The organism is Enterobacter cloacae complex sp. ECL411 (assembly GCF_021869665.1).
GTDB lineage: Bacteria > Pseudomonadota > Gammaproteobacteria > Enterobacterales > Enterobacteriaceae > Enterobacter > Enterobacter intestinihominis.
In genome coordinates, this window is sequence record NZ_CP091486.1 from 1,191,325 (window position 1) to 1,215,363 (window position 24,039).

The window sequence follows — 24,039 nt, forward strand, 5'->3', positions numbered from 1 at the left end:
GAGAAATGCAAAAAGTGGCTCTCGTAACCGGCTCCGGCCAGGGGATTGGCAAAGCGATCGCGCTTCGCCTGGTGAAGGACGGCTTTGCCGTCGCTATTGCGGATTACAACGAAGAGACGGCGAAAGCGGTCGCGGATGAGATCACCCGCAACGGCGGGAAAGCCGTCGCCGTGAAGGTGGACGTCTCTGACCGCGAGCAGGTGTTTGCGGCGGTGGAAAAAGCCCGCACTGCGCTGGGCGGCTTCAACGTCATCGTCAATAACGCCGGGGTGGCGCCGTCCACGCCAATCGAATCCATCACGCCGGAAATTGTCGACAAGGTCTACAACATCAACGTGAAAGGGGTGATCTGGGGCATTCAGGCCGCGATTGACGCGTTCCGCAAAGAGGGGCACGGCGGTAAAATCATCAACGCCTGCTCCCAGGCGGGCCATACCGGCAACCCGGAACTGGCGGTGTACAGCTCCAGCAAGTTCGCGGTGCGTGGCTTAACCCAGACCGCCGCGCGGGATCTCGCGCCGCTGGGGATCACCGTTAACGCCTATTGCCCGGGCATCGTCAAAACGCCGATGTGGGCGGAGATCGACCGTCAGGTCTCCGAGGCGGCGGGTAAACCGCTCGGCTACGGAACGGAAACCTTTGCCAAACGCATCACGCTTGGCCGTTTGTCCGAACCGGAAGATGTGGCCGCCTGCGTCTCCTACCTCGCCGGACCAGACTCCGACTACATGACCGGTCAGTCGCTGCTGATTGATGGTGGGATGGTGTTCAACTAAATTCTAATAAGCTCTGACATGAACTTTCCCCTGCTCCCGTGCAGGGGCTTTTTTTTGTCTCCTCAGCCATTGTGCATTACACTGCGCGCTGCAAAACTTTAGTCTTAAGATCTGACAGGCGGTAACAGCGATGAACGGTACAATCACAACGTGGTTTAAAGATAAAGGCTTCGGATTTATCAAAGATGAAAACGGCGACAACCGCTATTTTCACGTGATTAAGGTCGCCAACCCTGATCTGATTAAGAAAGATGCGGCGGTGACCTTCGAACCCACCACAAACACCAAAGGCCTTTCCGCGTATGCGGTGAAGGTGATCCCGGAGAGCAAGCATCTTTATATCGCGGGCGAGCGCGTGAAGCTCACCTCGATCAAATCCTTCGTGGTGTTCAGCGAAGAAGAGCCCGTTGAGACCAAAATCGACAAAGAGAACGCGGTGCTGTCGGTGGGGCTACTGATGAACAGCATCAAGCCGAAAAGTGAGAAAAAGCCGGGCGAGATGCGCACGGTGAAGAAGCTGGCGATCACCACCTTCCAGAACACGACGATGATCTTCACCGAAGATGAAATCGACATCGACGCGACGGTTAAGCTGCTGAAGTAATTTTATGCCGGGTGGCGGCTACGCGTTACCCGGCCTGCACGTTCTTCCTTTTCGACCGCTTTTTAACCTGCTATAACAAACTCCTTACCTTGCAGGGAGTCACCGCCGTGCCCGAAATCAATCAACATGGTCAAACCGTTAACGATATCGTCCCCGACTGGAAATGTGCCCGAGCGCTAACTCGCACGCCGCTAACCGGCCAGTATTGTCGTCTGGAACCGTTGGACGCAGAACGCCACGCGGCGGATCTGTTTGAAGCTTACGCACTGGGCGATGACAGCGACTGGACGTGGCTTGCCAGCACCCAGCCTGTGAGCGTTGATGCTACTGCGCACTGGGTGCTCGGAAAGGTGCTGGATGACGACCTGGTGCCCTTTGCCGTTATCGATCTGCGCACCGAAAAGGCGGTAGGGCTGGTGAGCTATATGGCGATTGAACGCTTTCTGGGATCGGTGGAAATTGGCCACGTCACCTGGTCGCGCAAGATGAAAGGCACCCGCATTGGCACCGAAGCGGTGTGGCTACTGCTGAAAAATGCCTTTGAGCATAAATATCGTCGGCTGGAGTGGAAATGCGATTCGATGAACACCGCCTCACGCAACGCGGCGGAGCGGCTGGGGTTCGTCTGGGAGGGACGTCTGCGCCAGAAGCTGGTGCGCAAAGGACGCAACCGCGACAGCGATATGCTCTCTATTATTGACGGCGAGTGGCAGGAAAGGGACGCGGAGTTGCGCGCCTGGCTGGCGGCGGAGAATTTTGACGCCCAGGGGCGGCAGATTAAGCGGCTGGAGGCGTTTCGTTTATAAGCTTTTTATGTAGGGTACAGCGCAAAGATGCAGTTAATCCGCGGAAATCGCGATTTCAATCAGGTTGGTTTTTCCTGACTGCAGTCCGCGGGTTACCGCTTCGGCGATGTCTGCAGCATCGGTTATCCGACAACAGCGAATGCCCATGGCGGTGCCCAGCGACTGAAAATCGATGTGCGGATTAATCAGATCCATCCCGATAAAGCGCCCCAACTGCGTCGAGCTGTAACCCGGCTGTCCTTTCATAAAGTTTTTAAGAACGTTGTACTCCAGGTTATTCATCACGATAAAGGTGACCGGCAGGTTTTCGTGTGCTGCCGTCCAGAGCGCCTGCGGCGAATACAGCGAGGCGCCGTCGCCCATCAGGCACACTACCGGCTCGCGGCCCAGCCCCAGCGAGTGGCCCACCGCCGCAGGCATACCCCAGCCCAGACCGCCGCCGCGCATGAAATAGTAGCGCTGGTGCTGCGTGTCGGAGATAAAACGTCGGACATGTCTGGCTGTGGCAATCGCTTCATCAACAATGGTGACGCCCGGCGGAACGGCTTTGATGACTTCATAGGCCGCCACCATCGGCGAAATGGCCGGGCGCAGCCGCTCGGCAGCCAGACGTTCTTCCTGCAGTTGCCACTCTTTTTCACGTTCAGCGCGTGCCGTTTTGAGCAGCCGCTGATGCGTCAATTTGCCTGCCACCAGGCGCTGCTGAAGCAGAGGTAAGAGCGCCTTCAGGGAGAGTTTTATATCCCCCATCACCGACAGGCGTGTAGCGTAGGTGCGGCCCAGCTCGTTCATGTCGGCGGAGAGCTGGTAGACCGCGCATGAGCCCGGAATCGCGTCTCCTTCGCTGTATAATATGGTGATCAGGCTTCTGCCCCCAATGATAAACACCGCGTCGTAGGCATTAACGATGCTGGCAATTTCACTGGCGGTGGTAGGCATATTGCCGCGCCAGAGGGCATGCTGCGTGGGAAAGGGCAAATTCAACGGCCACGATGAGCCGTAAACGTGTGCACCTAGCGCTTCTGCAAGCTGGACAATCTCCGGCGTCGAGCCGCTGGAGTGAACTTCATCCCCCGCCACAATCATGATCCTGCCGGGCGTAACCTGGCTCAGGTCCGCCGCCAGCTCGTCCAGGGAGCCCGCGACGGTGTGATAGTTCACTTTGGAGGCCGTTTGTATCCCGGCGTCGCTCAGCTCTTCCATCACGTTCATTGGCAGAGAGAGCAATACGGGCCCGGCGGGGGGATAGCTGGCAGCATGGAACGCGCGACGCACCAGCACCGGGAGCTGGTCGGCGCTGGTGACCTCCTGCGCCCATTTCACCACCGGCGATCCAATGGAGACTATGTCATCGTACAGGAGCGGGTCGCGCACGTAGTGCCGCGTGTCCTGTTGCCCGACGGTGACAACCAGCGGCGTTTTCATGATCCGCGAGTTGATTAAATTTCCCATTCCGTGCCCAAGACCGCTGGCGGTGTGCAAATTGATAAAACCGGTTTTGCCGGAGGCTTTCGCGTAGCCGTCGGCAATCGCCACCACGGTGCTCTCCTGAAGCGCCAGAATATAGTGAATATTTTCATGCCGGAGCAGGGCATCAATGAGCGGAAGTTCGGTGGTGCCGGGGTTGCCAAAAATATATTCCACGCCTTCACTCTCCAGCACTTCAAGAAGAATGTCGGCACCTGTTCGCATATTTAAATCTGATAAGGACGTTAATGACTTAATCATAATGACACCTCATTCAGCGTTATTTAAGTCATGCTAAAATTCTTCCTGCGTTGGCCGGACGACAATTTCATTTACATCAACATCATCAGGCTGCTCGATAGCAAATAATACGGCCCGCGCAATGGCATCTGCCGGAATAGCCTGCTTATAAAATTCATGCAGGAATTTTTTACTCTCTTCGTCAGAACTGCCGAACTGCAGTTCGCTCTCGACCGCACCGGGAGAAATAAGCGTAGTGCGGACCGTTTTACCCACCTCCTGACGCAAGCCTTCGCTCAGCGCGCGGACGGCGAATTTCGTGGCGCTGTAGACCACGCCGCCGGGCGCAAGCACCTTAATACCGGCCACAGACGCAACGTTAATAAAATGCCCGCCACCCTGGCGCTGGAACACCGGTAACGCCGCCGCAATGCCGTATAAAACGCCTTTGAGGTTGGTATCGATCATCCGATCCCACTCGTCGGTCTTGCGCTCGCTGATGGGGGCGATAGCCATAAAGCCCGCGTTGTTGATCAGCACATCGACACGTTGGTATGCGGCAACGGCAGCGTCAATCGCGTGCTGGACCTCCTCCTGACGGGTCACGTCCGCCTTCACGGCAATCGCCCGGCCGCCCTGCTGGATGATGCGATCCACCAGGGCGTTAACTCTGTCCAGGCGACGCGCCACCAGTACCAGAGAAAAAGGCTTATTCGCTAAATACAGGGCAATAGCCTGACCGATACCGCTGCTGGCGCCGGTGATAACAACAACGTTGTTTGCACTATTATTCATGATCTTATCTCGCGGTTGAGTGATGCAAAAATAAAGGCAGGAGAGAATTAAAGAATAATGACGCTTTCTTTAATTTCAGTTTAAAATATATTGTATATTTCGAATGGAAAGACATTCGATTAAACTTAGTTGAATTACGGGAGCAGTGTCAACAGACTTTTAAATGAACAAAATAATTGCCGGGTAATATTTATTTCTTATAGTTATCGAAAAATATTATCGTAATGAAGGGATGTATTGAAAACCCTCTCGTTTTACGGAGAGGGCAGAATATTAAACGTTCTGTAATGCCTGACGAACCGGCGCCCCATCCGCCACATAATACGCCGCCGTGCTCTTCGCCAGCGGCTCGCGCCCGCGAATGGCGTCGGCAATCTTTTCGCCAATCATGATGGTGGTAGCGTTCAGGTTGCCGGTGATAATCTGCGGCATAATCGACGCATCCACTACGCGTAACCCTTCCAGCCCGTGAACCCGGCCTTCGCCGTCGACCACCGCCATTTCGTCGTAGCCCATCTTGCAGGTGCCGCACGGATGGAAGGCGGTTTCGGCGTGGTTACGCACGAACTCGTCCAGCTGTTCGTCGGTCTGGCATTCGACGCCCGGGCTGATTTCGCGCCCACGGTATTTGTCCAGCGCGGGCTGGTGCATGATCTCGCGGGTGATGCGGATCGCGTCGCGGAACTCCTGCCAGTCCTGCTCGTGGGACATATAGTTGAACAGGATCGCCGGATGCTGATGCGGGTCGCGAGACTTAATCCGTACGTGCCCGCGGCTCGGCGAGCGCATGGAGCCGACGTGGCACTGGAAGCCGTGTTCTTTCACCGCGTTCGAGCCGTTGTAGTTAATCGCTACCGGCAGGAAGTGATACTGAATATTCGGCCACTCGAACTCCTCGCGGCTGCGGATAAACCCGCCCGCTTCGAAGTGGTTGCTCGCACCCACGCCGGTGCCGCCAAACAGCCACTCCGCGCCAATCTTCGGCTGGTTCCACCACTGCAGGGCAGGGTAGAGGGAAACGGGCTCTTTGCATTCATACTGAAGGTACATCTCCAGGTGATCCTGCAAGTTTTCGCCCACGCCGGGTAAATCATGTACCAGCGGGATATCAAACTGCTTCAGCAGTTCAGCGTTGCCCACGCCGGAGCGCTGGAGGATCTGCGGTGACGCAATAGCGCCCGCGCACAGCAGTACCTCTTTCTTCGCTGTCGCTTTTGAAGGAATGGTGCTTTCGCCTTCCAGCCACTCGACGCCCACCGCGCGCTTGCCGTCAAAGATAATGTGATCGGTCATGGCGTGGGTGCGGATGGTCAGATTCGGGCGCGGTTTGGCCTGATCCAGATAGCCGCGCGCGGTGCTGGCGCGTCGGCCCTGCGGCGTGACCGTGCGATCCATCGGGCCAAAGCCTTCCTGCTGATAGCCGTTGAGATCGTCGGTGCGCGGGTAGCCTGCCTGCACGCCTGCCTCCACCATCGCTTCAAACAGCGGGTTCACGCCCGGCTTAGAGGTGGTGACGCTCACCGGACCGTCGCCGCCGTGGTAGTCGTTCGGCCCCACGTCGCGGGTCTCTGCCTTGCGGTAGTAGGGCAGACAGTTGAGATAGCTCCAGTGCTCCAGACCCGGTTCTTTCGCCCAGTTGTCCAGATCCATTGCGTTGCCGCGCACGTAGCACATGCCGTTGATCAGCGACGAGCCGCCCAGCCCTTTTCCGCGTCCGCACTCCATGCGGCGGTTGTTCATGAAAGGCTCTGGCTCGGTTTCATACGCCCAGTTGTAGCGCTTGCCCTGCAACGGGAAGGCCAGCGCGGCAGGCATCTGGGTGCGGAAGTCAAAGCGGTAGTCCGGCCCGCCCGCCTCAAGCAGCAGGACGGTGGTGTTCGGATCTTCAGTCAGTCGTGTTGCCAGAACGTTGCCGGCAGAGCCGGCCCCGATAATGATGTAGTCAAATTGCAAATAAACCTCCCGGTTAAAATATGGACTGGAATTTACCCATCTCAACCTGGATGGACTTCACCTGGGTGTAACTCTGAAGCGTCATGACGCCGTTCTCGCGGCCAATGCCGGAGTGTTTGTAGCCGCCCACCGGCATCTCCGCGGCGGATTCGCCCCAGGTGTTGATCCAGCAGATGCCCGCTTCGAGCTGATGAATAGCGCCGTGGGCGCGGTTCAGATCGGCGGTGACAATGCCCGCCGCCAGACCGTAGTCGGTGTCATTGGCGCGACGAATGGCCTCTTCGTCAGTGTCATAGGAAAGAATGGACATCACCGGGCCGAAGATCTCTTCGCGCACGATGGTCATTTCGTCGGTGCAGTCGGTGAACACGGTCGGGGCAACCCACGCGCCGTTATCAAAGCCGTCACCCTTCAGCACGTCACCGCCGCACAGCACGCGCGCGCCTTCCTCTTTGCCTTTGGCGATGTAGCGCATCACGCTGTCGCGGTGCGGGAAGCTGACCATCGGGCCGAAGTTAGTGTTTTCATCGAACAGGTCGCCCGCGCGGATGCGGCCCATGCGCTCAACGATTTTTTGCTCAAACGCGGCTTTGAACTTCGCGGGCACGAACACGCGGGTGCCGTTGGTGCACACCTGACCGGAGCTGAAGAAGTTGGCCATCATGGCGATATCTGCCGCGAGATCCAGATCCGCATCGTCAAACACTATCAGCGGGGATTTACCGCCCAGCTCCATCGTCACCTCTTTCAGGGACGAGGCCGCCGAGTTTGCCATCACCTTTTTGCCGCTGGCGACGCCGCCGGTAAAGGAGACTTTGGCGATGCCCGGATGCTCGGTCAGGTACTGGCCGGTTTCCGCGCCCACACCCGGCAGAACGTTAAACACGCCGTCCGGCACGCCCGCTTCGGTGTAGATTTCCGCCAGTTTCAGGGCGGTAAGCGGCGTTACTTCGCTCGGCTTGAAGATCATCGCGTTGCCCGCCGCCAGCGCCGGGGCGGATTTCCACAGGGCGATCTGGATCGGATAGTTCCACGCGCCGATGCCCACCACCACGCCCAGCGGCTCGCGGCGGGTGTAGACGAAGGAGGTCTCGCGCAGCGGGATCTGGCTGCCTTCCAGTGCCGGGATCAGCCCCGCGTAGTACTCCAGCACGTCCGCGCCGGTGACGATGTCGACGGTCGAGGTTTCAGAAAACGCTTTACCGGTGTCGAGGGTTTCCAGCTTTGCCAGCTCGTCGTTGCGCTCGCGCAGGATATCGACGGCGCGACGCAGGATGCGCGAGCGCTCCATGGCGGTCATCGCCGCCCAGATTTTTTGCCCGCGCTTTGCGCTCTCTACGGCGCGGTCCACGTCTTCGCGCCCGGCGGCCTGCACGGTTGCCAGAACTTCACCGTTCGCCGGGTTGATGGTCTCGAAGGTGCGACCGCTGGTGGCCGATGTGTAACCACCATTGATATAAAGCTGCTGTTCTGCCATTCGGGACATAAATTCTCCTCGGTTAATCGGTCGGTAAATGCTGGCTGATAAAGTGGCTGGTGAGCGACTGGGCCAGGGTTTTATCCAGCGGTTTGCCGCTGAGCGCGGCGCGCAGCCACAGCCCGTCAATCAGTGCGGCGAGCCCGTAGCCCGCCTCTTCAGCCTGTTCACGCGGCAGTTCGCGGCGGAATTCGTACACCAGATTTGAGAGCAACCGGCGGCTGCTGACCTGCTGCAAACGATAGAGCATCGGCTGATGCATGCTGCTGGCCCAGAAGGCCAGCCAGGCCTTCATCGCCGCGCCGCTGACCTGGGTTTCATCAAAATTGCCGCCGACAATCGCCTGCAAACGCTGCTCTGCACTGCCGTCCGGCAGGGCGCGTAAACGGCTTAATACCGCATCGCGTAACTGACCGGTGATGTCGCGCATGGTTGCTTCCAGCAGACCGTTTTTATCTTTGAAATAGTGGCTGATGATGCCCGTGGACACGCCCGCCCGACGGGCGATTTGCGCGATGGTTGCGTCATGCATTCCCACTTCATTAATTGCTTCCAGCGTGGCATCGATGAGCTGCCTGCGCCGGATCGGCTGCATCCCCACTTTGGGCATTTTTGCCACTCCATTCATCAGCGTTGGTAATCTATTAAAGCGGTTTTTGATTGGACGTTCAATATAAAATGTGTCTTAATTGTTGCGATTTTGGATTTTAATAGTTACAAAAACAGTGGGGATACTGGATGACAGACCTTTCACAAGACAGAGAAAAAGACAAAATCAACCCGGTCGTTTTTTATACGTCCGCCGGGCTGATTTTGTTGTTTTCCCTGACGACCATCTTCTTTCGTGATTTTTCTGCCGAGTGGATTGGGCGCACCCTGAACTGGGTGTCGAAGACCTTCGGCTGGTACTACCTTCTGGCGGCGACGCTCTATATCGTGTTCGTCGTCTGCATTGCCTGCTCGCGCTTCGGTTCGGTGAAGCTTGGGCCGGAGCAGTCCAAGCCCGAGTTCAGCCTGCTGAGTTGGGCCGCGATGCTGTTTGCCGCGGGCATTGGCATCGACCTGATGTTCTTCTCCGTGGCGGAACCGGTCACGCAATATATGCAGCCGCCGGAAGGGGCAGGGCAGACGATGGAGGCCGCGCGTCAGGCGATGGTCTGGACGCTGTTCCACTACGGCCTGACGGGCTGGTCAATGTATGCCCTGATGGGCATGGCGCTCGGATACTTTAGCTATCGTTATAATTTGCCCCTAACCATCCGCTCCGCGCTGTACCCGATTTTCGGGAAAAAGATCAACGGCCCGATTGGCCACAGCGTCGATATCGCGGCGGTGATCGGCACCATCTTCGGCATCGCCACCACGCTCGGGATTGGCGTAGTGCAGCTTAACTACGGGCTGAGCGTGCTGTTTGACATCCCGGATTCGATGGCGGCGAAGGCGGCGCTAATTGCGCTGTCGGTGATCATCGCTACCATCTCGGTGACCTCCGGCGTGGATAAAGGTATTCGCGTGCTCTCCGAGCTGAACGTCGCGCTGGCGCTGGGGCTGATCCTGTTCGTGCTGTTTATGGGCGACACCTCGTTCCTGCTCAACGCCCTAGTGCTCAACGTGGGCGACTACGTGAACCGCTTTATGGGCATGACGCTGAACAGCTTCGCCTTTGACCGCCCGGTGGAATGGATGAACAACTGGACGCTCTTCTTCTGGGCGTGGTGGGTGGCCTGGTCGCCGTTTGTCGGCCTGTTCCTGGCGCGCATTTCGCGTGGCCGCACCATCCGTCAGTTCGTGATGGGCACGCTGATCATCCCGTTCACCTTCACCCTGCTGTGGCTGTCGATTTTCGGCAACAGCGCGCTGCACGAAATTATCCACGGCAATGCGACCTTCGCGCAGGAAGCGATGGTGCACCCGGAGCGCGGCTTCTACAGCCTGCTGGCGCAGTACCCGGCGTTTACCTTTAGCGCGTCCGTAGCAACCATTACCGGCCTGTTGTTCTACGTCACCTCGGCGGACTCCGGCGCGCTGGTGCTGGGGAACTTCACTTCGAAGCTTAAAGACATCAACAGCGATGCGCCGAACTGGCTGCGCATCTTCTGGTCCGTCGCCATCGGCCTGCTGACGCTCGGGATGCTGATGACCAACGGTATCTCTGCGTTGCAGAACACCACGGTGATCATGGGCCTGCCGTTCAGCTTCGTGATCTTCTTCGTGATGGCCGGGCTGTATAAATCGCTTAAGGTGGAAGACTACCGCCGCGTCAGCGCCAGCCGCGACACCGCCCCGCGGCCGATGGGCGCGCAGGACAGGTTGAGCTGGAAGAAACGCCTGTCGCGCCTCATGAACTACCCGGGCACGCGCTACACCAGCCAGATGATGGAGACGGTCTGCTTCCCGGCGATGGAAGAGGTGGCGCAGGAGCTGAAGCTGCGTGGCGCCTACGTGGAGCTGAAAAACCTGCCACCGGAAGAGGGCGAAACCCTGGGGCACCTGGATCTGCTGGTGCACATGGGCGACGAGCAGAACTTTGTTTATCAGATCTGGCCGCAGCAGTATTCGGTGCCAGGGTTCACCTACCGGGCGCGCAGCGGCAAATCGACCTACTACCGGCTGGAGACCTTCCTGCTGGAAGGCAGCCAGGGGAATGATTTGATGGATTACAGCAAGGAGCAGGTAATTACGGATATTCTGGACCAGTATGAACGGCACCTGAACTTTATCCATCTCCACAGGGAAGCGCCGGGGAATAGCGTGATGTTCCCGGATGTCTAAACGGATTCTTAAAATACCTTCAGACTGTATATAAATACAGTTATTTGGCGCAGCATTACTCAAGGAAGAGTAACCATGCAGCAAGAGCCTGATGCTGAAGCATTCGGGCTTTTGCTGCGTTTAGGGAAGGAACTATGGATGAGTCATGCGATAGAGTTTATCGAAACATCACTCTTTACCCGACAGATTAAAAGCATTGCTACGGATGATGAATTAAAGGATCTGCAAAAGGTGATCTATTTCATTATGGCCTATCCAAAATGCATAAAGGACAGCCTGACAGAGACAGAGAAAGCAGAACTTAAAAAGCTGACTTCCATTCTGAAAAATACTGCTTCCAGTGCCGTAAATTTGAGGTGTACTATGTACCCTAATCAGGCAGGTGGAGGCTGATAATGAGTATTTTTAATGAATTAAAATCTTCGCTTGAAGAGGCCGTTGAGATCCATAACGGAAGAAAAGCCGCTTCCCGGGTAACCCGCTATGAAGTTGCTGATGTGCGCGCCATCAGAGAGCAGCTCAATATCACGCAAAGCGAAATGGCGAAGGCGCTTGGCACGAGCGTCGATACGATAAAGAGCTGGGAGTCTAAACGTCGCAACCCAACCGGGCTGGCGGCGAAGGTACTTAATGTGATTCGGGAGAATCCTGCATTTTATAAGGCACTTGCCGGGCAGTGAGTCGCCCTTATGCCGGGTGGCGCTGCGCTTACCCGGCCTACAAAACTCCAAAACTGCTTTACCGTAGGCCTGATAAGCGAAGCGCCATCAGGCTCTCCCTCCGTTGACACAACTTTAATGATAATTATTTTCATTTAAATATAGCCTGTGCTATACCTTATAGCACGGGCTAATTTTGCTTTTAATTTAATCACCTCAGGAGACTTCTGCGATGCATCCACGGCAAGGATTGAAGCGTCTGTTGCTCGGCGCGCTGCTTATGACCGCGACCACAACCGGCGCGCTGGCGGCTGAAAAGTTCCAGGTCATCACCACTTTTACCGTTATCGCTGATATGGCGAAAAACGTAGCGGGGGATGCCGCAGAGGTCACCTCCATCACCAAACCGGGCGCGGAAATTCACGAATACCAGCCCACCCCGGGCGATATCAAACGCGCGCAGAAGGCGCAGCTGATCCTGGCGAACGGCATGAATCTGGAGCTGTGGTTCCAGCGCTTTTATCAGCATCTGAACGGCGTGCCGGAGGTGATTGTTACCAAAGGCATCACCCCGATGGGCATCAGCGAAGGGCCCTATAACGGCAAGCCCAACCCGCACGCGTGGATGTCGCCGGACAACGCCCTGATTTACGTCGATAACATCCGCGACGCGCTGGTGAAGTACGATCCGGCCAACGCGCAGACCTATCAGCGTAACGCCGACGCCTACAAGCAGAAGATCACCGCCACTCTCGAACCGCTGCGCAAGCAGGTCACGGCGATCCCGGAAGACAAGCGATGGATGGTGACCAGCGAAGGGGCGTTCTCCTATCTGGCGCGGGATTTGGGCCTGAAAGAGCTGTACCTGTGGCCGATCAACGCCGATCAGCAGGGCACGCCGCAGCAGGTGCGCAAGGTTATCGATCTGGTGAAAAAACATCACATTCCGGCGGTGTTCAGCGAAAGCACCGTCTCGGATAAGCCCGCTCGTCAGGTGGCGCGGGAAACCGGCGCCCATTACGGCGGCGTGCTGTACGTTGACTCCCTGAGTGCAGAAAACGGCCCGGTGCCGACCTATATCGATCTGCTGAACGTCACCACCCGCACGCTGGTGCAGGGCATCCGCGATGGGATGAAGGAGTAACCATGCAGAAGGGGATTGTTGTAACCGACGTGACCGTGACCTACCGCAACGGCCACACGGCGCTGCGCGACGCGTCGTTCAGCGTGCCGGGCGGATCGATTGCCGCCCTGGTGGGGGTGAACGGTTCCGGCAAGTCCACGCTGTTTAAGGCGGTGATGGGCTTTGTGCGGGCGGCGAGCGGCACTATCTCCATTCTCGGGCTTCCGCCTCACCGGGCGCTGCGCCAGAACCTGGTCGCCTACGTGCCGCAGTCGGAAGAGGTCGACTGGTCATTTCCGGTGCTGGTCGAGGACGTGGTGATGATGGGCCGCTACGGGCATATGGGGTTTCTGCGTCGGCCTAAAGAGCGCGACAGGCAGATTGTAACCGACGCCCTGAAGCGCGTGGATATGCTTGAGCTGCGTCATCGGCAGATTGGCGAGCTCTCCGGCGGCCAAAAGAAGCGCGTGTTTCTGGCGCGGGCGATTGCCCAGCAGGGCGAGGTGATCCTGCTCGACGAGCCGTTTACCGGCGTGGACGTCAAAACCGAAGCCAGGATCATCAGCCTGCTGCGGGAGCTGCGCGACGAGGGTAAAACGATGCTGGTTTCGACCCACAATCTGGGCTCGGTCACGGAATTCTGCGATTACACGGTGATGGTCAAAGGCACCGTGCTGGCGAGCGGCCCGACGGATATCACTTTTACCGCTGAGAATCTTGAGCGCGCCTTCAGCGGCGTGCTGCGCCACGTGGTCCTCAGCGGCTCGGAAGATCGCATTATTACCGACGACGAACGCCCCTTCGTCACGCACCGACAGGAGGCCAAATGAACGTGCTTCTCGAACCCTTCGGCTACGAGTACATGCTCAACGCGATGTGGGTCTCGGCGATGGTGGGCGGGCTGTGCGCGTTTCTCTCCTGCTATCTGATGCTCAAAGGCTGGTCGCTGATCGGCGATGCGCTGTCGCACTCCATCGTGCCGGGCGTAGCGGGCGCTTACATGCTCGGGCTGCCGTTCTCGCTGGGGGCGTTTTTATCGGGCGGGCTGGCGGCGGGCAGCATGCTGTTTCTCAACCAGCGCAGCCGCCTGAAGGAGGACGCCATTATCGGGCTGATCTTCTCCTCCTTTTTCGGGCTGGGGCTGTTTATGGTCTCACTCAACCCGACCTCGGTGAACATTCAGACCATCGTCCTCGGCAATATTCTGGCTATCGCCCCGGAAGATATCGTCCAGCTGGCGATTATCGGCGTGGTGTCGATAGTTATCCTGCTGTTCAAATGGAAAGATCTGATGGTGACCTTTTTTGATGAGAACCACGCCCGCGCCATCGGTCTGCGCCCGGAACGTCTGAAAATTCTCTTCTTTACGCTACTGGCGGTCTCTACCGTGGCGGCGCTGCAAACCGTCGGCGCATTTCTGGTGATCTGTCTGGTGGTTACGCCCGGTGCGACCGCCTGGCTGCTGACCGATCGCTTCCCGCGCCTGTTGATGATTGCCGTCGCCATTGGCAGCATCACCAGCTTCCTCGGTGCGTGGGCCAGCTATTACCTGGACGGCGCCACCGGCGGCATTATCGTGGTCGCCCAGACGCTGCTGTTCCTGCTGGCGTTCGTCTTTGCGCCGAAGCACGGGCTGCTTGCCAGCCGCCGTCGGGCGCGGGAGGCACATCCATGATGACGCTGCTCCTCGAACCGTTCCAGTTTGCGTTTATGAACAACGCGCTGCTGATTTCACTCCTGGTGGCCGTGCCCTGCGCGCTGCTGTCGGTTTTTCTGGTGCTGAAAGGCTGGGCGCTGATGGGCGACGCCATGAGCCACGCGGTGTTTCCCGGCGTCGTGCTGGCCTGGATGATGGGCCTGCCGCTGGCGCTGGGCGCATTCGTGGCCGGTCTGTTCTGCGCGGTCGCCACCGGATACCTGAAGGATAACAGCCGAATCAAGCAAGATACGGTTATGGGGATCGTCTTTTCCGGCATGTTCGGCGCCGGGCTGATCCTCTATATCGCCGTCAAACCTGAGGTGCATCTCGACCACATTCTGTTCGGCGATATGCTGGGCATTAACGGGATGGACATTTTGCAAAGCGGTCTCGTCGCGGGGTTGATTGCGCTGGTGATTGGCCTGAAGTGGCGCGATTTTCTGCTGTTCTGCTTTGACTATCAGCAGGCGCAGGCGAGCGGCCTGCGCACCCGCTGGCTGCACTACGGCTTACTGTGCATGGTTTCGCTGACCATCGTGGCGACGCTGAAAGCGGTGGGGATAATTCTGTCGATTTCGCTGCTGATTGCCCCCGGCGCGGTGGCGGTGCTGATCACCCGACGCTTTCACATGGCGCTGCTGGTGGCGGTCGCCGTTTCAGCGCTGGTGTCGGTAAGCGGCGTTTATGCCTCGTTTTATCTCGACAGCGCGCCCGCGCCGACCATTGTGGTCCTGTTCGCGATGGTGTTTATCGTGACGTTTGTGGTGACCAGCGTGAAGGCACGTCGGCAGGAGCGTGTGACAGCAGGGTGATGACCTGTTCGCCGTGCTGCTGCCAGTGAAGGGTGAAGGCAGTGCCTTCCTCAAAGCCTGCAAGTTGACGGGTCAATGCCAGCGTAAGCGTCCTGTCGTCGAGCAGGGTAATGCGGGCGCTGTCAAAACCCATCCAGGCCTGCACCTGCGGAAAGAGGGCCTTGAACAGGCTCTCTTTGGCGCTGAACGCCAGCGTCAGGGCGAGGGCGAACGGGTATCCCGAGCGGGAAAGCACAGGTTCTTCCTGCATATCAATGATGCCGTCTTTGATTTCCCAGGCTTCGTTTTCGGAAAGGATCGTTTCACAATCTATGCCGATAAGCGCCGGGTGATGCGTGACGACGGCCATCGCCTGCGTGCCGCTGTGGGTGATGCTGCCGGAAATACCTTGCGGCCAGAGCGGTTCGCCGCTGGGTCCGATGCCGGGGATTACGCGCTCGTTTAGCGCATGCGCCGCGGCGATGCGGCCTGCCAGGTGGTCGGATTTGCGCTTACGTCCGGCGTCAGCCAGCTGTGCGTGATGGGGGAGCCAGAGGAGATCGGCGTCGGTGAAGGTGGTGGGGTCGAAAGTGATGCGGTGAAGGGTGTGGCCGGCGAGAGAAAATGTGCTGTGGGTTGTGTGCATGGTTTTCCCTTCAGTATTGTGCGGCCTGATGCCCTCACCCCGGCCCTCTCCCAAAGGGCTGAGGGTTCCCCACAAATTAATGCGAGCACTGAGCAATCCCCTCGCCCCTCCGGGGAGAGGGTTAGGGTGAGGGGAATATACGGCGGTGGTGGTCATTCCGTTCACTTTATGTTCCTTGCTACTCTGTAACGACATGACCGGTGAACGTGCCAGGGTGGCTCAGTCGCCACCACCCTGGCGACCCGGGCTCCCGGCGGTAAATCGCCGCTTCGCGGTGCCCTCGGCTTATTCCTTCCGGCTTATCGGGTACGGGCGGAGGCAACGTCCCTGTAAAGCCGCCCTCTCGGCGCATCCCTGCGCCTCGCCCCGGCCGGAAGGCAAACGCCTCAGCGATTTACAGCCGGACCAGGGCATCGCTGACAGCCCTCAGTCATTTAGAAAGCAACTTTATTGCTACTGCATAAAAAAATTACTGGGGATCCCTCAGCCCACAGGGAGAGGGGGAAGTCACTACCTGTATCAGAACCTCGTATTCACGCTCATGTACCAGGTGCGACCCGGCTCATTATACGTATACGCACCCGCACCGTACATATACGCACCCGTCGTGGTATTACCCGTGGTCTGGGCGTTACCGGCGCGCCACTGGCGCTTGTCGAAGACGTTGTCCACGCCGCCGGTCAGGCTGACGTTTTTCGTCACGTCCCAGGTCGCGCTCAGGCCAACGATGCTGTACGGGCTGACTTCGTCTTTCTCAGACCCGGTCACCGGCTGACCTTTGTAGTTGTACTTCTTCGGCTGCTGCTTGCCGTACCAGGTGAAGGTCGACTGCAATGAGACATCCTGACGTACCTGCCAGCTCAGGGTAGAGTTCAGCGTATACTCCGGGATGATCGACAGACGATCGCCGGTCTCCTTGTTCTTGCTTTGCAGCATGTAAGTGATGTTGTTGGTCCAGTTGATGGTGTCGCTGACCGGCACGTTCAGGGAGCCTTCCAGACCTTCCACCACCGCCTTCGGCACGTTTTCCCACTGGTAGATATCGGTGGTGACTTTGCCGGTGGACGTCTGGCCAATCGGCGCGTAGCCCGCTTCAATCTTGTTGCGATAGTCGTTGCGGAACCAGGTCACGCCCGCCAGCCAGCCGTCGCGTTTCCACTCAAGGCCAATCTCTTTATTGATGCTGGTTTCCGCTTTCAGATCGTCGTTACCCATCATGTAGCAGCCCACGCCGTCGGAGCTGGCGTAGCAGCCCTGGCCTTTACTGTACAGCAGGTAGTTCGGGTTGGTCTGATACAGGCTTGGCGCTTTATAGGCGCGCGCGATGCCCATCTTCAGGGTGAAGTCATCCCCCAGACCTTGCGACAGGTTCAGGGACGGGCTCCAGTTATTGCCGACAATAGTGTGGTGATCGAAGCGCAGGGCAGGGGTCAGCATGGTGCTGTCGGTCAGCTCCATGTTGTTTTCGGCGAACAGGGAGAAGATCTCCGCTGACGTGTAGGGGCTACGGTCTTCGCTCATGCCCGGGATGGTGCCGCCCTGCTGGGTTTGCGTGAAGGAGGTCGAGTCCTTCATGCGCTGCTGGTTCCACTCGGTGCCGAGCGTCAGGTTCTGGTTCACAATGAAATCAATCGGCAGGTTGATTTCGCTGTGCAGCATCACGTCGGACAGATCGGTGTCGGTGAATTTATTGCTGTTGAACAGACCTTCAGTACCGCCCGCCAGTCCTTCACCCAGACGGGAGTTGCGGGTGTGCTCGTACTGCGCCCAGTTGCTGGTGGTAATGCCGTTATCCCAGCCGCCGTTCCAGGTCACGGCGAAGTTCTGGCGATAAATACGGTTCGTCTCTTTACCGTAGTTCTTCTTCACCAGCGCGTTGTCGTTGTTGGTGTTCTGCGTGTCGCCCGCATACAGGTTGTTCTGGCGGCTGTAGCCCGCTTCAAACTCCAGCGACTGCATCGGTGCGAAGTCCCAGCGCACCACGCCGTTGATGTCTTTGTTTTCCACACCTTCACGGCCTGCGGGCAAGGTGTTGGCGTAGGCACCGGTACGTTCAGACTGGTGACCCTGGTTGATGTCCCACGCATCGGCCTGGGTTTTGTCCAGGTTACCAAACATGCGGAAGCTGAAGTCGCCGCCCAGCGGGCCGCTCAGGCTGAAGTTGGTGCGTTTAGTCGAACCTTCGTCCTTATGTTCTGGCGCGTTCAGATAGGTGTTCCAGGAGCCGTGCCACTGGTCGTCGAATTTTTTGGTGATGATGTTCACCACGCCGCCCGCCGCGCCGTTACCGTAGCGTGCAGCGGCCGGGCCACGGATCACTTCGATGCGCTCGATCATCTCTGGCGGTACCCAGCCGGTATCGCCGCGGGTGTCACGCTCGCCGCGCCAGCCCAGACGGATGGAGTTGCGGCTGGTGACCGGCTTGCCGTCAATCAGGATCAGGGTGTTTTCCGGGCCCATGCCGCGAATGTCAATCTGACGGTTGTTCCCGCGCTGGCCGCTGGTGGAGTTGCCGGTCAGGTTAACGCCCGGCATGGTGCGGATGATTTCCGCCACGTCGCGCGCGGGCGGGTTTTTGCGGATCTCATCGGCGGTGATGGTCGACACGCCCGGCGCCTGCAAATTCTGCTCGGCGGCGGTGATCACCATGGTGTCTTCGTGCTGCGCGGAGGCGGTGTTGTCGTCTGCCATGACGGGCAGCGCGACACCATAAATCCCTAAATTGACCAGCAAGGCCAGAGAGTGAATCTTCTTATTCATTGTACGTCCCGCTTTTATGGTTATTTAATGAGCGCGCTTCCCACAGCGCGGGCATTACGCTATTGCAAATGCAAATAGTTATCAATAATATTATCAATAAAATTTGCTCTGAAACAAAAAAGACTGTTAAACATGGGGTTATAAGGGTGACGGCGTTAACAACCGGAAGTGAAGCGTGGTGGCAGGCGAAAAACGGGCCGGAACGGGAACGTCATCAGGAAAACTATCGCGTGACATTCTGGTGGCGGGACCCGGCGGGAACGCAGAAAACGTCGACGATTAAACGCGTCTGGCTCTACGTCACCGGCGTGACCGATCACCATCAAAATGCCCGTCCGCAGTCCCTTGAACGTATCCCGGATACCGACGTCTGGCAGTGGCAGGGCGAGTTCAGCCCCGAATGGCGCGGCAGCTACTGTTTTATCCCCTCCGACAATGAAGATGATTTTGCCAGCGCAGTGTTTGAAGGCGAGCAGCCGGACCGCATGGCGCTGCGCGAAGGCTGGCGCAAACTGCTGCCGCACGCGGTTTCCGATCCGCTGAATGCCCAGAGCTGGCGCGGCGGACGCGGGCACGCCGTCTCGGCGCTGGAGATGCCGGAGGCGCCCGTACAGCCCGGCTGGAATCATCCCGATACGCCCTATAAAAAGCCTGTCTGCATTGAGTGGCACAGCGCGCGTCTGAAGAACCATCGCCGCGTGTGGATTTTTACCACCGGGGATGAAAGCCCCGAGCGCCCGCTGGCGGTGCTGCTTGATGGGCAATTCTGGGCCGAAAGCATGCCCGTCTGGCCTGCGCTGGCGTCGCTCACCCATGAAGGCAAACTGCCGCCTGCGGTTTATGTCTTAATCGACGTTATTGACACCGCACACCGCAGCCGCGAGCTGCCGTGCAACCCTGATTTCTGGCTGGCGGTGCAGGACGAACTCCTCCCGCAGGTGAAAAGCATGGCCCCGTTCAGCGACCGCGCCGACCATACCGTGGTGGCGGGCCAAAGCTTCGGCGGGCTCTCTTCCCTCTATGCGGGCCTCAACTGGCCGCAGCGTTTTGGCTGCATCCTCAGCCAGTCCGGATCCTACTGGTGGCCGCACCGCGGCGCGCAGCAGGACGGGCTGCTCATTGAACAACTCAAAGCGGGTGAAAAAACCGCTCGCGGGCTGCGCATCGTCCTTGAGGCTGGGCGCAACGAGCCGCTTATCTTACGCGCAAACCAGGCGATCCTCGCCGAACTACACACTCAGCAACCGGTTTTCTGGCGTCAGGTTGACGGCGGACACGATGCGCTTTGCTGGCGCGGTGGGCTGACACAGGGGCTGATGACCCTCTGGCAGCCGCTTATTCAATAACGGAGTCTGTATGGAATTCAGCAATCCTTTCGATAATCCGCAGGGACAGTTCGCCATTTTGCAAAATGACCAGGGGCAGTACAGCCTGTGGCCGCAGGAGTGCGAGTTGCCCGCGGGCTGGCGCGTGGTGTGCGAACCGCAATCTCAGGAGGCGTGCCAGCAGTGGCTGGCGGAACAGTGGCAGACGCTTGAGCCGTCTTATTTTGCGGGGGAGCGCGCATGAACCGTCTCCCTCTTGTCGCCGCCCAGCCGGGGATCTGGATGGCAGAGCAGCTTTCCTCCCTGCCAAACGCCTGGAGCGTGGCGCACTACACCGAACTGAAAGGCGCTATCGACGCGCCGTTGCTGGCAAAAGCCATCGCTGAAGGCATGATGCAGGCCGACACCCTGCGGATGCGTTTCACCGAGGATAACGGCGAGGTGTGGCAGTGGGTCGATGAGGCCATGATCCTGCCGGAGCCGTCCATTGTGCGCGTTAACTCCCACGACGACGCCGTGGCGCTGATGGAGGCCGATCTCAACCAGAACCTGCGCGTCGACAGCGGTCAGCCGCTGGCGTTTCACCAGCTGATTCAGGTGGGAGAAAACCACTGGTACTGGTATCAGCGGTATCATCATCTGGTGGTAGATGGCTTCAGTTTCCCGGCCATTACCCGTCAAATCGCCGCCATTTACGCTGCGTGGCAGAAAGGTGAACCTGCGCCCGCCTCCCCGTTTACTCCGTTCGCCGAGGTGGTAGAAGAGTATCAGCGCTATAGCGACAGCGAGGCGTATCAGCGCGACGGTGCTTTCTGGACCGAACAGCGCAAACAGCTTCCTTCTCCGGTCTCGCTCTCTTCCGCGCCCCTGCCGGGACGTGCCGCCACCACCGACATCCTGCGCCTGAAAATGGCGATGGACGGCCATGCGTTCAGCCTGCTTGCACAGGCGGCCGGGCAAACGCAGCGAACCGATCTGGCGCTTGCGCTGGTGGCGCTGTGGCTGGGCCGCCTGACCGGGCGGCTGGACTACGCCGCCGGGTTTATCTTTATGCGCCGCATGGGCTCCGCCGCGCTGACCGCGACCGGACCGGTGCTCAACGTCCTGCCGCTGGCGGTGAATATTAGCCCGCACGAGAGCCTGTCGGCGCTGGCGCTGCGCCTGGCGAACCAGCTGAAAAAGATGCGCCGCCATCAGCGCTACGACGCCGAGCAGATCGTGCGCGACAGCGGGCAGGCAGCAGGGGACGAACCCTTGTTTGGTCCGGTGCTGAACGTCAAGGTGTTCGATTATCAGCTGGATATCGACGGCGTGGAGGCCATTACCCACACGCTGGCGACCGGCCCGGTGAACGATCTGGAGCTGGCGCTGTTCCCGGACGAGCAGGGCGGACTAAGCATTGAGATCCTCGCCAACAGGCAGCGTTACGACGAGGCGACGCTGAAGGGGCACGCGGCGCGGCTGAACGCAATGCTGACGCAGTTTGCCGCCAACCCGGACCTGCGTTGTGGCGACGTGGAAACCGTATCAGAGCAGGAATACGCCCGGCTGGCGCGAATCAACGATACCGGGCTGGCGCTGCCGTCCACCACGCTGGCGGACCTTGTCGCGGAGCAGGCGAGCAAAACGCCGGACGCCCCGGCGCTGGCGGATGCCCATACTGAGCTGAACTACCGCCAGATGCGCGAGCAGGTGGTCGCGCTGGCAAATCTGCTGCGCGCGCGCGGCGTGAAGCCGGGCGACAGCGTGGCGGTGGCGCTCCCGCGCTCGGTGTTCCTGACCCTGGCGCTGCACGGGATTGTTGAAGCTGGCGCCGCCTGGCTGCCGCTGGATACCGGTTACCCGGACGACCGTCTGCGGATGATGCTGGAGGACGCGAAGCCGTCGCTGCTCATTACCACCGACGAGCAGCTTCCGCGCTTTAACGATCTGCCGATCGCCACCTTTAGTTACAACACACTATTACCGGCCACCGATGCTGAACCTCTGCGCCTGGCGAAGCCGGAGCAGACCGCGTACATCATCTTTACCTCCGGTTCGACGGGACGACCAAAAGGGGTGATGGTCGGCCATACCGCCATCGTTAACCGCCTGAAGTGGATGCAGGATCATTATCCACTGGCGGCGCATGACGTGGTGGCGCAGAAAACGCCGTGCAGCTTTGACGTGTCGGTGTGGGAGTTCTGGTGGCCGTTTATCGCCGGGGCGAAGCTGGTGATGGCCGAGCCGGACGCGCACCGCGATCCGCAGGCGATGCAGGGCTTCTTCGCAGAATATGGCGTAACCACCACCCACTTCGTGCCGTCGATGCTGGCGGCGTTCGTCGCCTCGCTGACGCCGGAAAACGCTGTGTGCTGCAAAACCCTTAAGCAGGTGTTCTGTAGCGGCGAAGCGCTGCCGACTGCGCTGTGTCGCGAGTGGGAACAGCTCACCCATGCGCCGCTGCACAACCTCTATGGCCCGACCGAAGCGGCGGTGGACGTCAGCTGGTATCCGGCGTACGGCCCCGAGCTGGCGGCGGTGGAAGGGAACAGCGTGCCGATCGGCTTCCCGGTGTGGAATACGGGGCTGCGCATTCTGGACGCGATGATGCGCCCGGTGCCGTTCGGCGTGGCGGGGGATCTGTATCTCACCGGCATCCAGCTGGCGCAGGGGTATCTGGGACGCCCCGACCTTACCGCCAGCCGCTTTATCGCCGATCCTTTTGCCCCCGGCGAGCGGATGTACCGCACCGGGGACGTTGCCCGCTGGCTGGACAACGGCGCGGTGGAATATCTGGGCCGCAGCGATGACCAGTTAAAAATCCGCGGACAGCGTATCGAACTGGGCGAAATCGATCGGGCGATGCTCGCGCTGCCGGATGTGGCCCAGGCCGTGGCGCACGCCTGCGTGTTCAACCAGGCAGCGGCGACAGGTGGCGATGCCCGCCAGCTGGTGGGGTACGTTGTCTCCGAATCCGGCTTACCGCTGGATCGCGACGCGCTGCTAGCATCACTCAAAGCCCAGCTGCCGCCACATATGGTGCCGGTGGTGCTGCTGCAAATCAGCGCGCTGCCGTTAAGCGCCAACGGCAAGTTGGATCGCAAGGCGTTGCCGCTGCCGGAGCTGACCAGCAAAACCTCTGGTCGCGCGCCTGAGACACAAACCGAAGTCGCCGTGGCGCAGGCGTTTTCTGCCCTGCTGGGCTGCGCAGTGAACGATATCGAATCCGATTTCTTTGCCCTCGGCGGCCACTCGCTGCTGGCGATGCGCCTCGCGGCTCAGCTCAGCCGTGCGTTCAGCCGTAAGGTCACGCCGGGCCAGATTATGGTCGCCTCAACGGTGAGTAAGCTTAGCGGCCTGCTGGACTCGCAGATGAGCGACGAGCAGGCGCAGCGTCTGGGGTATGAAACTGTTCTCCCGCTGCGTGAGAGCAACGGCCCCACGCTGTTCTGCTTCCATCCGGCGTCCGGCTTTGCCTGGCAGTTTAGCGTCCTGGCGCGCTACCTCAGCCCGCGCTGGTCAATCGTCGGCATTCAGTCTCCCCGGCCTGAGGGGCCGATGGAGCAGTGTGCGGATCTCGATGCGGTGACCGAACATCATCTGAACACGTTGCGTAAGCAGCAGCCGCAGGGGCCGTATTATCTATTCGGCTATTCCCTCGGCGGCACGCTGGCGCAGGGCATTGCGGCGCGTCTGCGCGAGCAGGGTGAAGCGGTGGCGTTCCTCGGCCTGCTGGATACCTGGCCGCCGGAAACCCAGAACTGGGCGGAGAAAGAGGCCAATGGCCTCGATCCGGAGGTGCTGGCGGAAATTGAGCGCGAGCGTCAGGCGTTTATCGCCGCCCAGCAGGGGCAAGGTTCCAGCGAGCTGTTTAACGCTATTGAAGGCAACTACGCCGATGCGGTGCGGCTGCTCACCACCGCGCATAGTTCACGGTTCGACGGTAAAGCGACGCTGTTTGTCGCCGAACGCACGCGAACCATGGATCCGCAGGCCGCATGGGCGCCGTGGGTGAGTGCGCTGGAGGTGTACAGCCAGGACTGCGCCCACGTGGATATTATTTCACCGCAGGCGTTTGAGAAGATTGGGCCGGTACTGAAGGAAATTTTAGGATAGTGCAAATGCCCCTCACCCTAACCCTCTCCCACAGGGAGAGGGGATGGT

20 protein-coding genes are annotated in these 24,039 nt (G+C 59.1%); 13 read left to right on the top strand and 7 right to left on the bottom strand.

The features are described 5' to 3' along the window. Positions 1–5 precede the first annotated feature (5 nt). The 3 genes from L3069_RS05625 to L3069_RS05635 all read left to right on the top strand — a co-directional run bounded on the left by L3069_RS05625 (position 6) and on the right by L3069_RS05635 (position 2,186). Positions 6–776 (top strand): (S)-acetoin forming diacetyl reductase, encoded by a 771-nt coding sequence (locus L3069_RS05625; RefSeq protein ID WP_003858846.1) that lies wholly within the window; start codon positions 6–8, stop codon positions 774–776. A gap of 130 nt (positions 777–906) precedes the next feature. Next, positions 907–1,380 carry a cold-shock protein gene (locus L3069_RS05630; protein WP_022647360.1) on the top strand — a complete coding sequence of 158 codons (474 nt, stop codon included), beginning with the start codon at positions 907–909 and terminating at the stop codon, positions 1,378–1,380. 107 nt (positions 1,381–1,487) lie between these two features. After that, positions 1,488–2,186: a GNAT family N-acetyltransferase gene (locus L3069_RS05635; protein WP_038417000.1), complete on the top strand. Its 699-nt coding sequence runs from the start codon at positions 1,488–1,490 to the stop codon at positions 2,184–2,186. Positions 2,187–2,219: 33 nt separating this feature from the next. Here the strand turns inward: L3069_RS05635 and L3069_RS05640 are convergent, their stop codons facing one another. From L3069_RS05640 to betI, 5 genes are all read right to left on the bottom strand, one after another. Next, the gene (locus L3069_RS05640; RefSeq protein ID WP_023299540.1) at positions 2,220–3,914 is read right to left on the bottom strand and encodes a thiamine pyrophosphate-binding protein; all 1,695 of its coding nucleotides are present in this window, start codon (positions 3,912–3,914) and stop codon (positions 2,220–2,222) included. Between the two features lie 33 nt (positions 3,915–3,947). Continuing rightward, positions 3,948–4,688 carry an SDR family oxidoreductase gene (locus tag L3069_RS05645; RefSeq protein WP_023299541.1) on the bottom strand — a complete coding sequence of 247 codons (741 nt, stop codon included), beginning with the start codon at positions 4,686–4,688 and terminating at the stop codon, positions 3,948–3,950. Between the two features lie 273 nt (positions 4,689–4,961). Continuing rightward, positions 4,962–6,641 (bottom strand): choline dehydrogenase, encoded by a 1,680-nt coding sequence (gene betA / locus L3069_RS05650; protein WP_038415610.1) that lies wholly within the window; start codon positions 6,639–6,641, stop codon positions 4,962–4,964. 13 nt (positions 6,642–6,654) lie between these two features. After that, positions 6,655–8,127 (bottom strand): betaine-aldehyde dehydrogenase, encoded by a 1,473-nt coding sequence (gene betB, locus L3069_RS05655; protein WP_038415612.1) that lies wholly within the window; start codon positions 8,125–8,127, stop codon positions 6,655–6,657. Positions 8,128–8,140: 13 nt separating this feature from the next. After that, on the bottom strand, positions 8,141–8,728 hold the full coding sequence (gene betI / locus L3069_RS05660; protein WP_003858827.1) for a transcriptional regulator BetI: 588 nt from the start codon (positions 8,726–8,728) through the stop codon (positions 8,141–8,143). A gap of 128 nt (positions 8,729–8,856) precedes the next feature. Between betI and betT the strand changes: the two genes are divergently transcribed. The 7 genes from betT (at position 8,857) to L3069_RS05695 (ending at position 15,183) form a co-directional block, all read left to right on the top strand. Continuing rightward, a complete protein-coding gene (gene betT, locus L3069_RS05665; RefSeq protein WP_023305649.1) occupies positions 8,857–10,890 on the top strand; it encodes a choline BCCT transporter BetT in 2,034 nt (677 codons plus the stop codon). A 138-nt stretch (positions 10,891–11,028) separates the two neighbouring features. Then, on the top strand, positions 11,029–11,283 hold the full coding sequence (locus L3069_RS05670) for a hypothetical protein (RefSeq protein WP_032621825.1): 255 nt from the start codon (positions 11,029–11,031) through the stop codon (positions 11,281–11,283). Between the two features lie 2 nt (positions 11,284–11,285). Beyond that, complete coding sequence (gene nadS, locus L3069_RS05675; RefSeq protein WP_003858821.1) at positions 11,286–11,570, top strand: NadS family protein; 285 nt, start codon at positions 11,286–11,288, stop codon at positions 11,568–11,570. A 211-nt stretch (positions 11,571–11,781) separates the two neighbouring features. Then, positions 11,782–12,693: an iron/manganese ABC transporter substrate-binding protein SitA gene (sitA, locus tag L3069_RS05680; protein ID WP_032624705.1), complete on the top strand. Its 912-nt coding sequence runs from the start codon at positions 11,782–11,784 to the stop codon at positions 12,691–12,693. 2 nt (positions 12,694–12,695) lie between these two features. After that, positions 12,696–13,502, top strand: coding sequence for an iron/manganese ABC transporter ATP-binding protein SitB (gene sitB, locus L3069_RS05685; protein WP_038415616.1), 807 nt, complete (start codon positions 12,696–12,698; stop codon positions 13,500–13,502). Next, complete coding sequence (gene sitC / locus L3069_RS05690) at positions 13,499–14,347, top strand: iron/manganese ABC transporter permease subunit SitC (protein ID WP_032624704.1); 849 nt, start codon at positions 13,499–13,501, stop codon at positions 14,345–14,347. Before sitB ends, sitC begins: the two co-directional genes overlap by 4 nt. Beyond that, positions 14,344–15,183 carry a metal ABC transporter permease gene (locus L3069_RS05695; RefSeq protein ID WP_038415618.1) on the top strand — a complete coding sequence of 280 codons (840 nt, stop codon included), beginning with the start codon at positions 14,344–14,346 and terminating at the stop codon, positions 15,181–15,183. The genes sitC and L3069_RS05695 overlap by 4 nt, the downstream gene beginning before the upstream one ends. On the opposite strand, the gene entD is transcribed toward L3069_RS05695, so the two are convergent. Together entD and L3069_RS05705 are read right to left on the bottom strand one after the other, a co-directional pair. Then, entirely contained in the window at positions 15,119–15,808 is a 690-nt protein-coding gene (gene entD / locus L3069_RS05700) for an enterobactin synthase subunit EntD (RefSeq protein WP_038415620.1), read from the bottom strand. The genes L3069_RS05695 and entD overlap by 65 nt on opposite strands. Before the next feature lie 519 nt (positions 15,809–16,327). Next, complete coding sequence (locus tag L3069_RS05705; protein WP_063135850.1) at positions 16,328–18,568, bottom strand: TonB-dependent siderophore receptor; 2,241 nt, start codon at positions 18,566–18,568, stop codon at positions 16,328–16,330. A gap of 146 nt (positions 18,569–18,714) precedes the next feature. Between L3069_RS05705 and fes the strand changes: the two genes are divergently transcribed. From fes to entF, 3 genes are read left to right on the top strand one after another with little or no spacing between them, the layout of a single operon-like run. Further along, positions 18,715–19,914, top strand: coding sequence for an enterochelin esterase (fes, locus tag L3069_RS05710; RefSeq protein ID WP_038415624.1), 1,200 nt, complete (start codon positions 18,715–18,717; stop codon positions 19,912–19,914). Between the two features lie 10 nt (positions 19,915–19,924). Then, positions 19,925–20,137 carry an MbtH family NRPS accessory protein gene (locus L3069_RS05715; protein WP_032624700.1) on the top strand — a complete coding sequence of 71 codons (213 nt, stop codon included), beginning with the start codon at positions 19,925–19,927 and terminating at the stop codon, positions 20,135–20,137. Continuing rightward, positions 20,134–23,991 (top strand): enterobactin non-ribosomal peptide synthetase EntF, encoded by a 3,858-nt coding sequence (entF, locus tag L3069_RS05720; RefSeq protein ID WP_100167665.1) that lies wholly within the window; start codon positions 20,134–20,136, stop codon positions 23,989–23,991. The genes L3069_RS05715 and entF overlap by 4 nt, the downstream gene beginning before the upstream one ends. Positions 23,992–24,039: the final 48 nt, after the last annotated feature.

Bases quoted from the DNA above. Each gene is read 5' to 3' on its own strand.
- L3069_RS05625 (WP_003858846.1), top strand. From the start codon at position 6: ATGCAAAAAGTGGCTCTCGTAACCGGCTCCGGCCAGGGGATTGGCAAA.
- L3069_RS05630 (WP_022647360.1), top strand. From the start codon at position 907: ATGAACGGTACAATCACAACGTGGTTTAAAGATAAAGGCTTCGGATTT.
- L3069_RS05640 (WP_023299540.1), bottom strand. From the start codon at position 3,914: ATGATTAAGTCATTAACGTCCTTATCAGATTTAAATATGCGAACAGGT.
- L3069_RS05645 (WP_023299541.1), bottom strand. From the start codon at position 4,688: ATGAATAATAGTGCAAACAACGTTGTTGTTATCACCGGCGCCAGCAGC.
- betB (WP_038415612.1), bottom strand. From the start codon at position 8,127: ATGTCCCGAATGGCAGAACAGCAGCTTTATATCAATGGTGGTTACACA.
- betI (WP_003858827.1), bottom strand. From the start codon at position 8,728: ATGCCCAAAGTGGGGATGCAGCCGATCCGGCGCAGGCAGCTCATCGAT.
- betT (WP_023305649.1), top strand. From the start codon at position 8,857: ATGACAGACCTTTCACAAGACAGAGAAAAAGACAAAATCAACCCGGTC.
- L3069_RS05670 (WP_032621825.1), top strand. From the start codon at position 11,029: ATGAGTCATGCGATAGAGTTTATCGAAACATCACTCTTTACCCGACAG.
- nadS (WP_003858821.1), top strand. From the start codon at position 11,286: ATGAGTATTTTTAATGAATTAAAATCTTCGCTTGAAGAGGCCGTTGAG.
- sitA (WP_032624705.1), top strand. From the start codon at position 11,782: ATGCATCCACGGCAAGGATTGAAGCGTCTGTTGCTCGGCGCGCTGCTT.
- sitB (WP_038415616.1), top strand. From the start codon at position 12,696: ATGCAGAAGGGGATTGTTGTAACCGACGTGACCGTGACCTACCGCAAC.
- sitC (WP_032624704.1), top strand. From the start codon at position 13,499: ATGAACGTGCTTCTCGAACCCTTCGGCTACGAGTACATGCTCAACGCG.
- L3069_RS05695 (WP_038415618.1), top strand. From the start codon at position 14,344: ATGATGACGCTGCTCCTCGAACCGTTCCAGTTTGCGTTTATGAACAAC.
- entD (WP_038415620.1), bottom strand. From the start codon at position 15,808: ATGCACACAACCCACAGCACATTTTCTCTCGCCGGCCACACCCTTCAC.
- L3069_RS05705 (WP_063135850.1), bottom strand. From the start codon at position 18,568: ATGAATAAGAAGATTCACTCTCTGGCCTTGCTGGTCAATTTAGGGATT.
- L3069_RS05715 (WP_032624700.1), top strand. From the start codon at position 19,925: ATGGAATTCAGCAATCCTTTCGATAATCCGCAGGGACAGTTCGCCATT.
- entF (WP_100167665.1), top strand. From the start codon at position 20,134: ATGAACCGTCTCCCTCTTGTCGCCGCCCAGCCGGGGATCTGGATGGCA.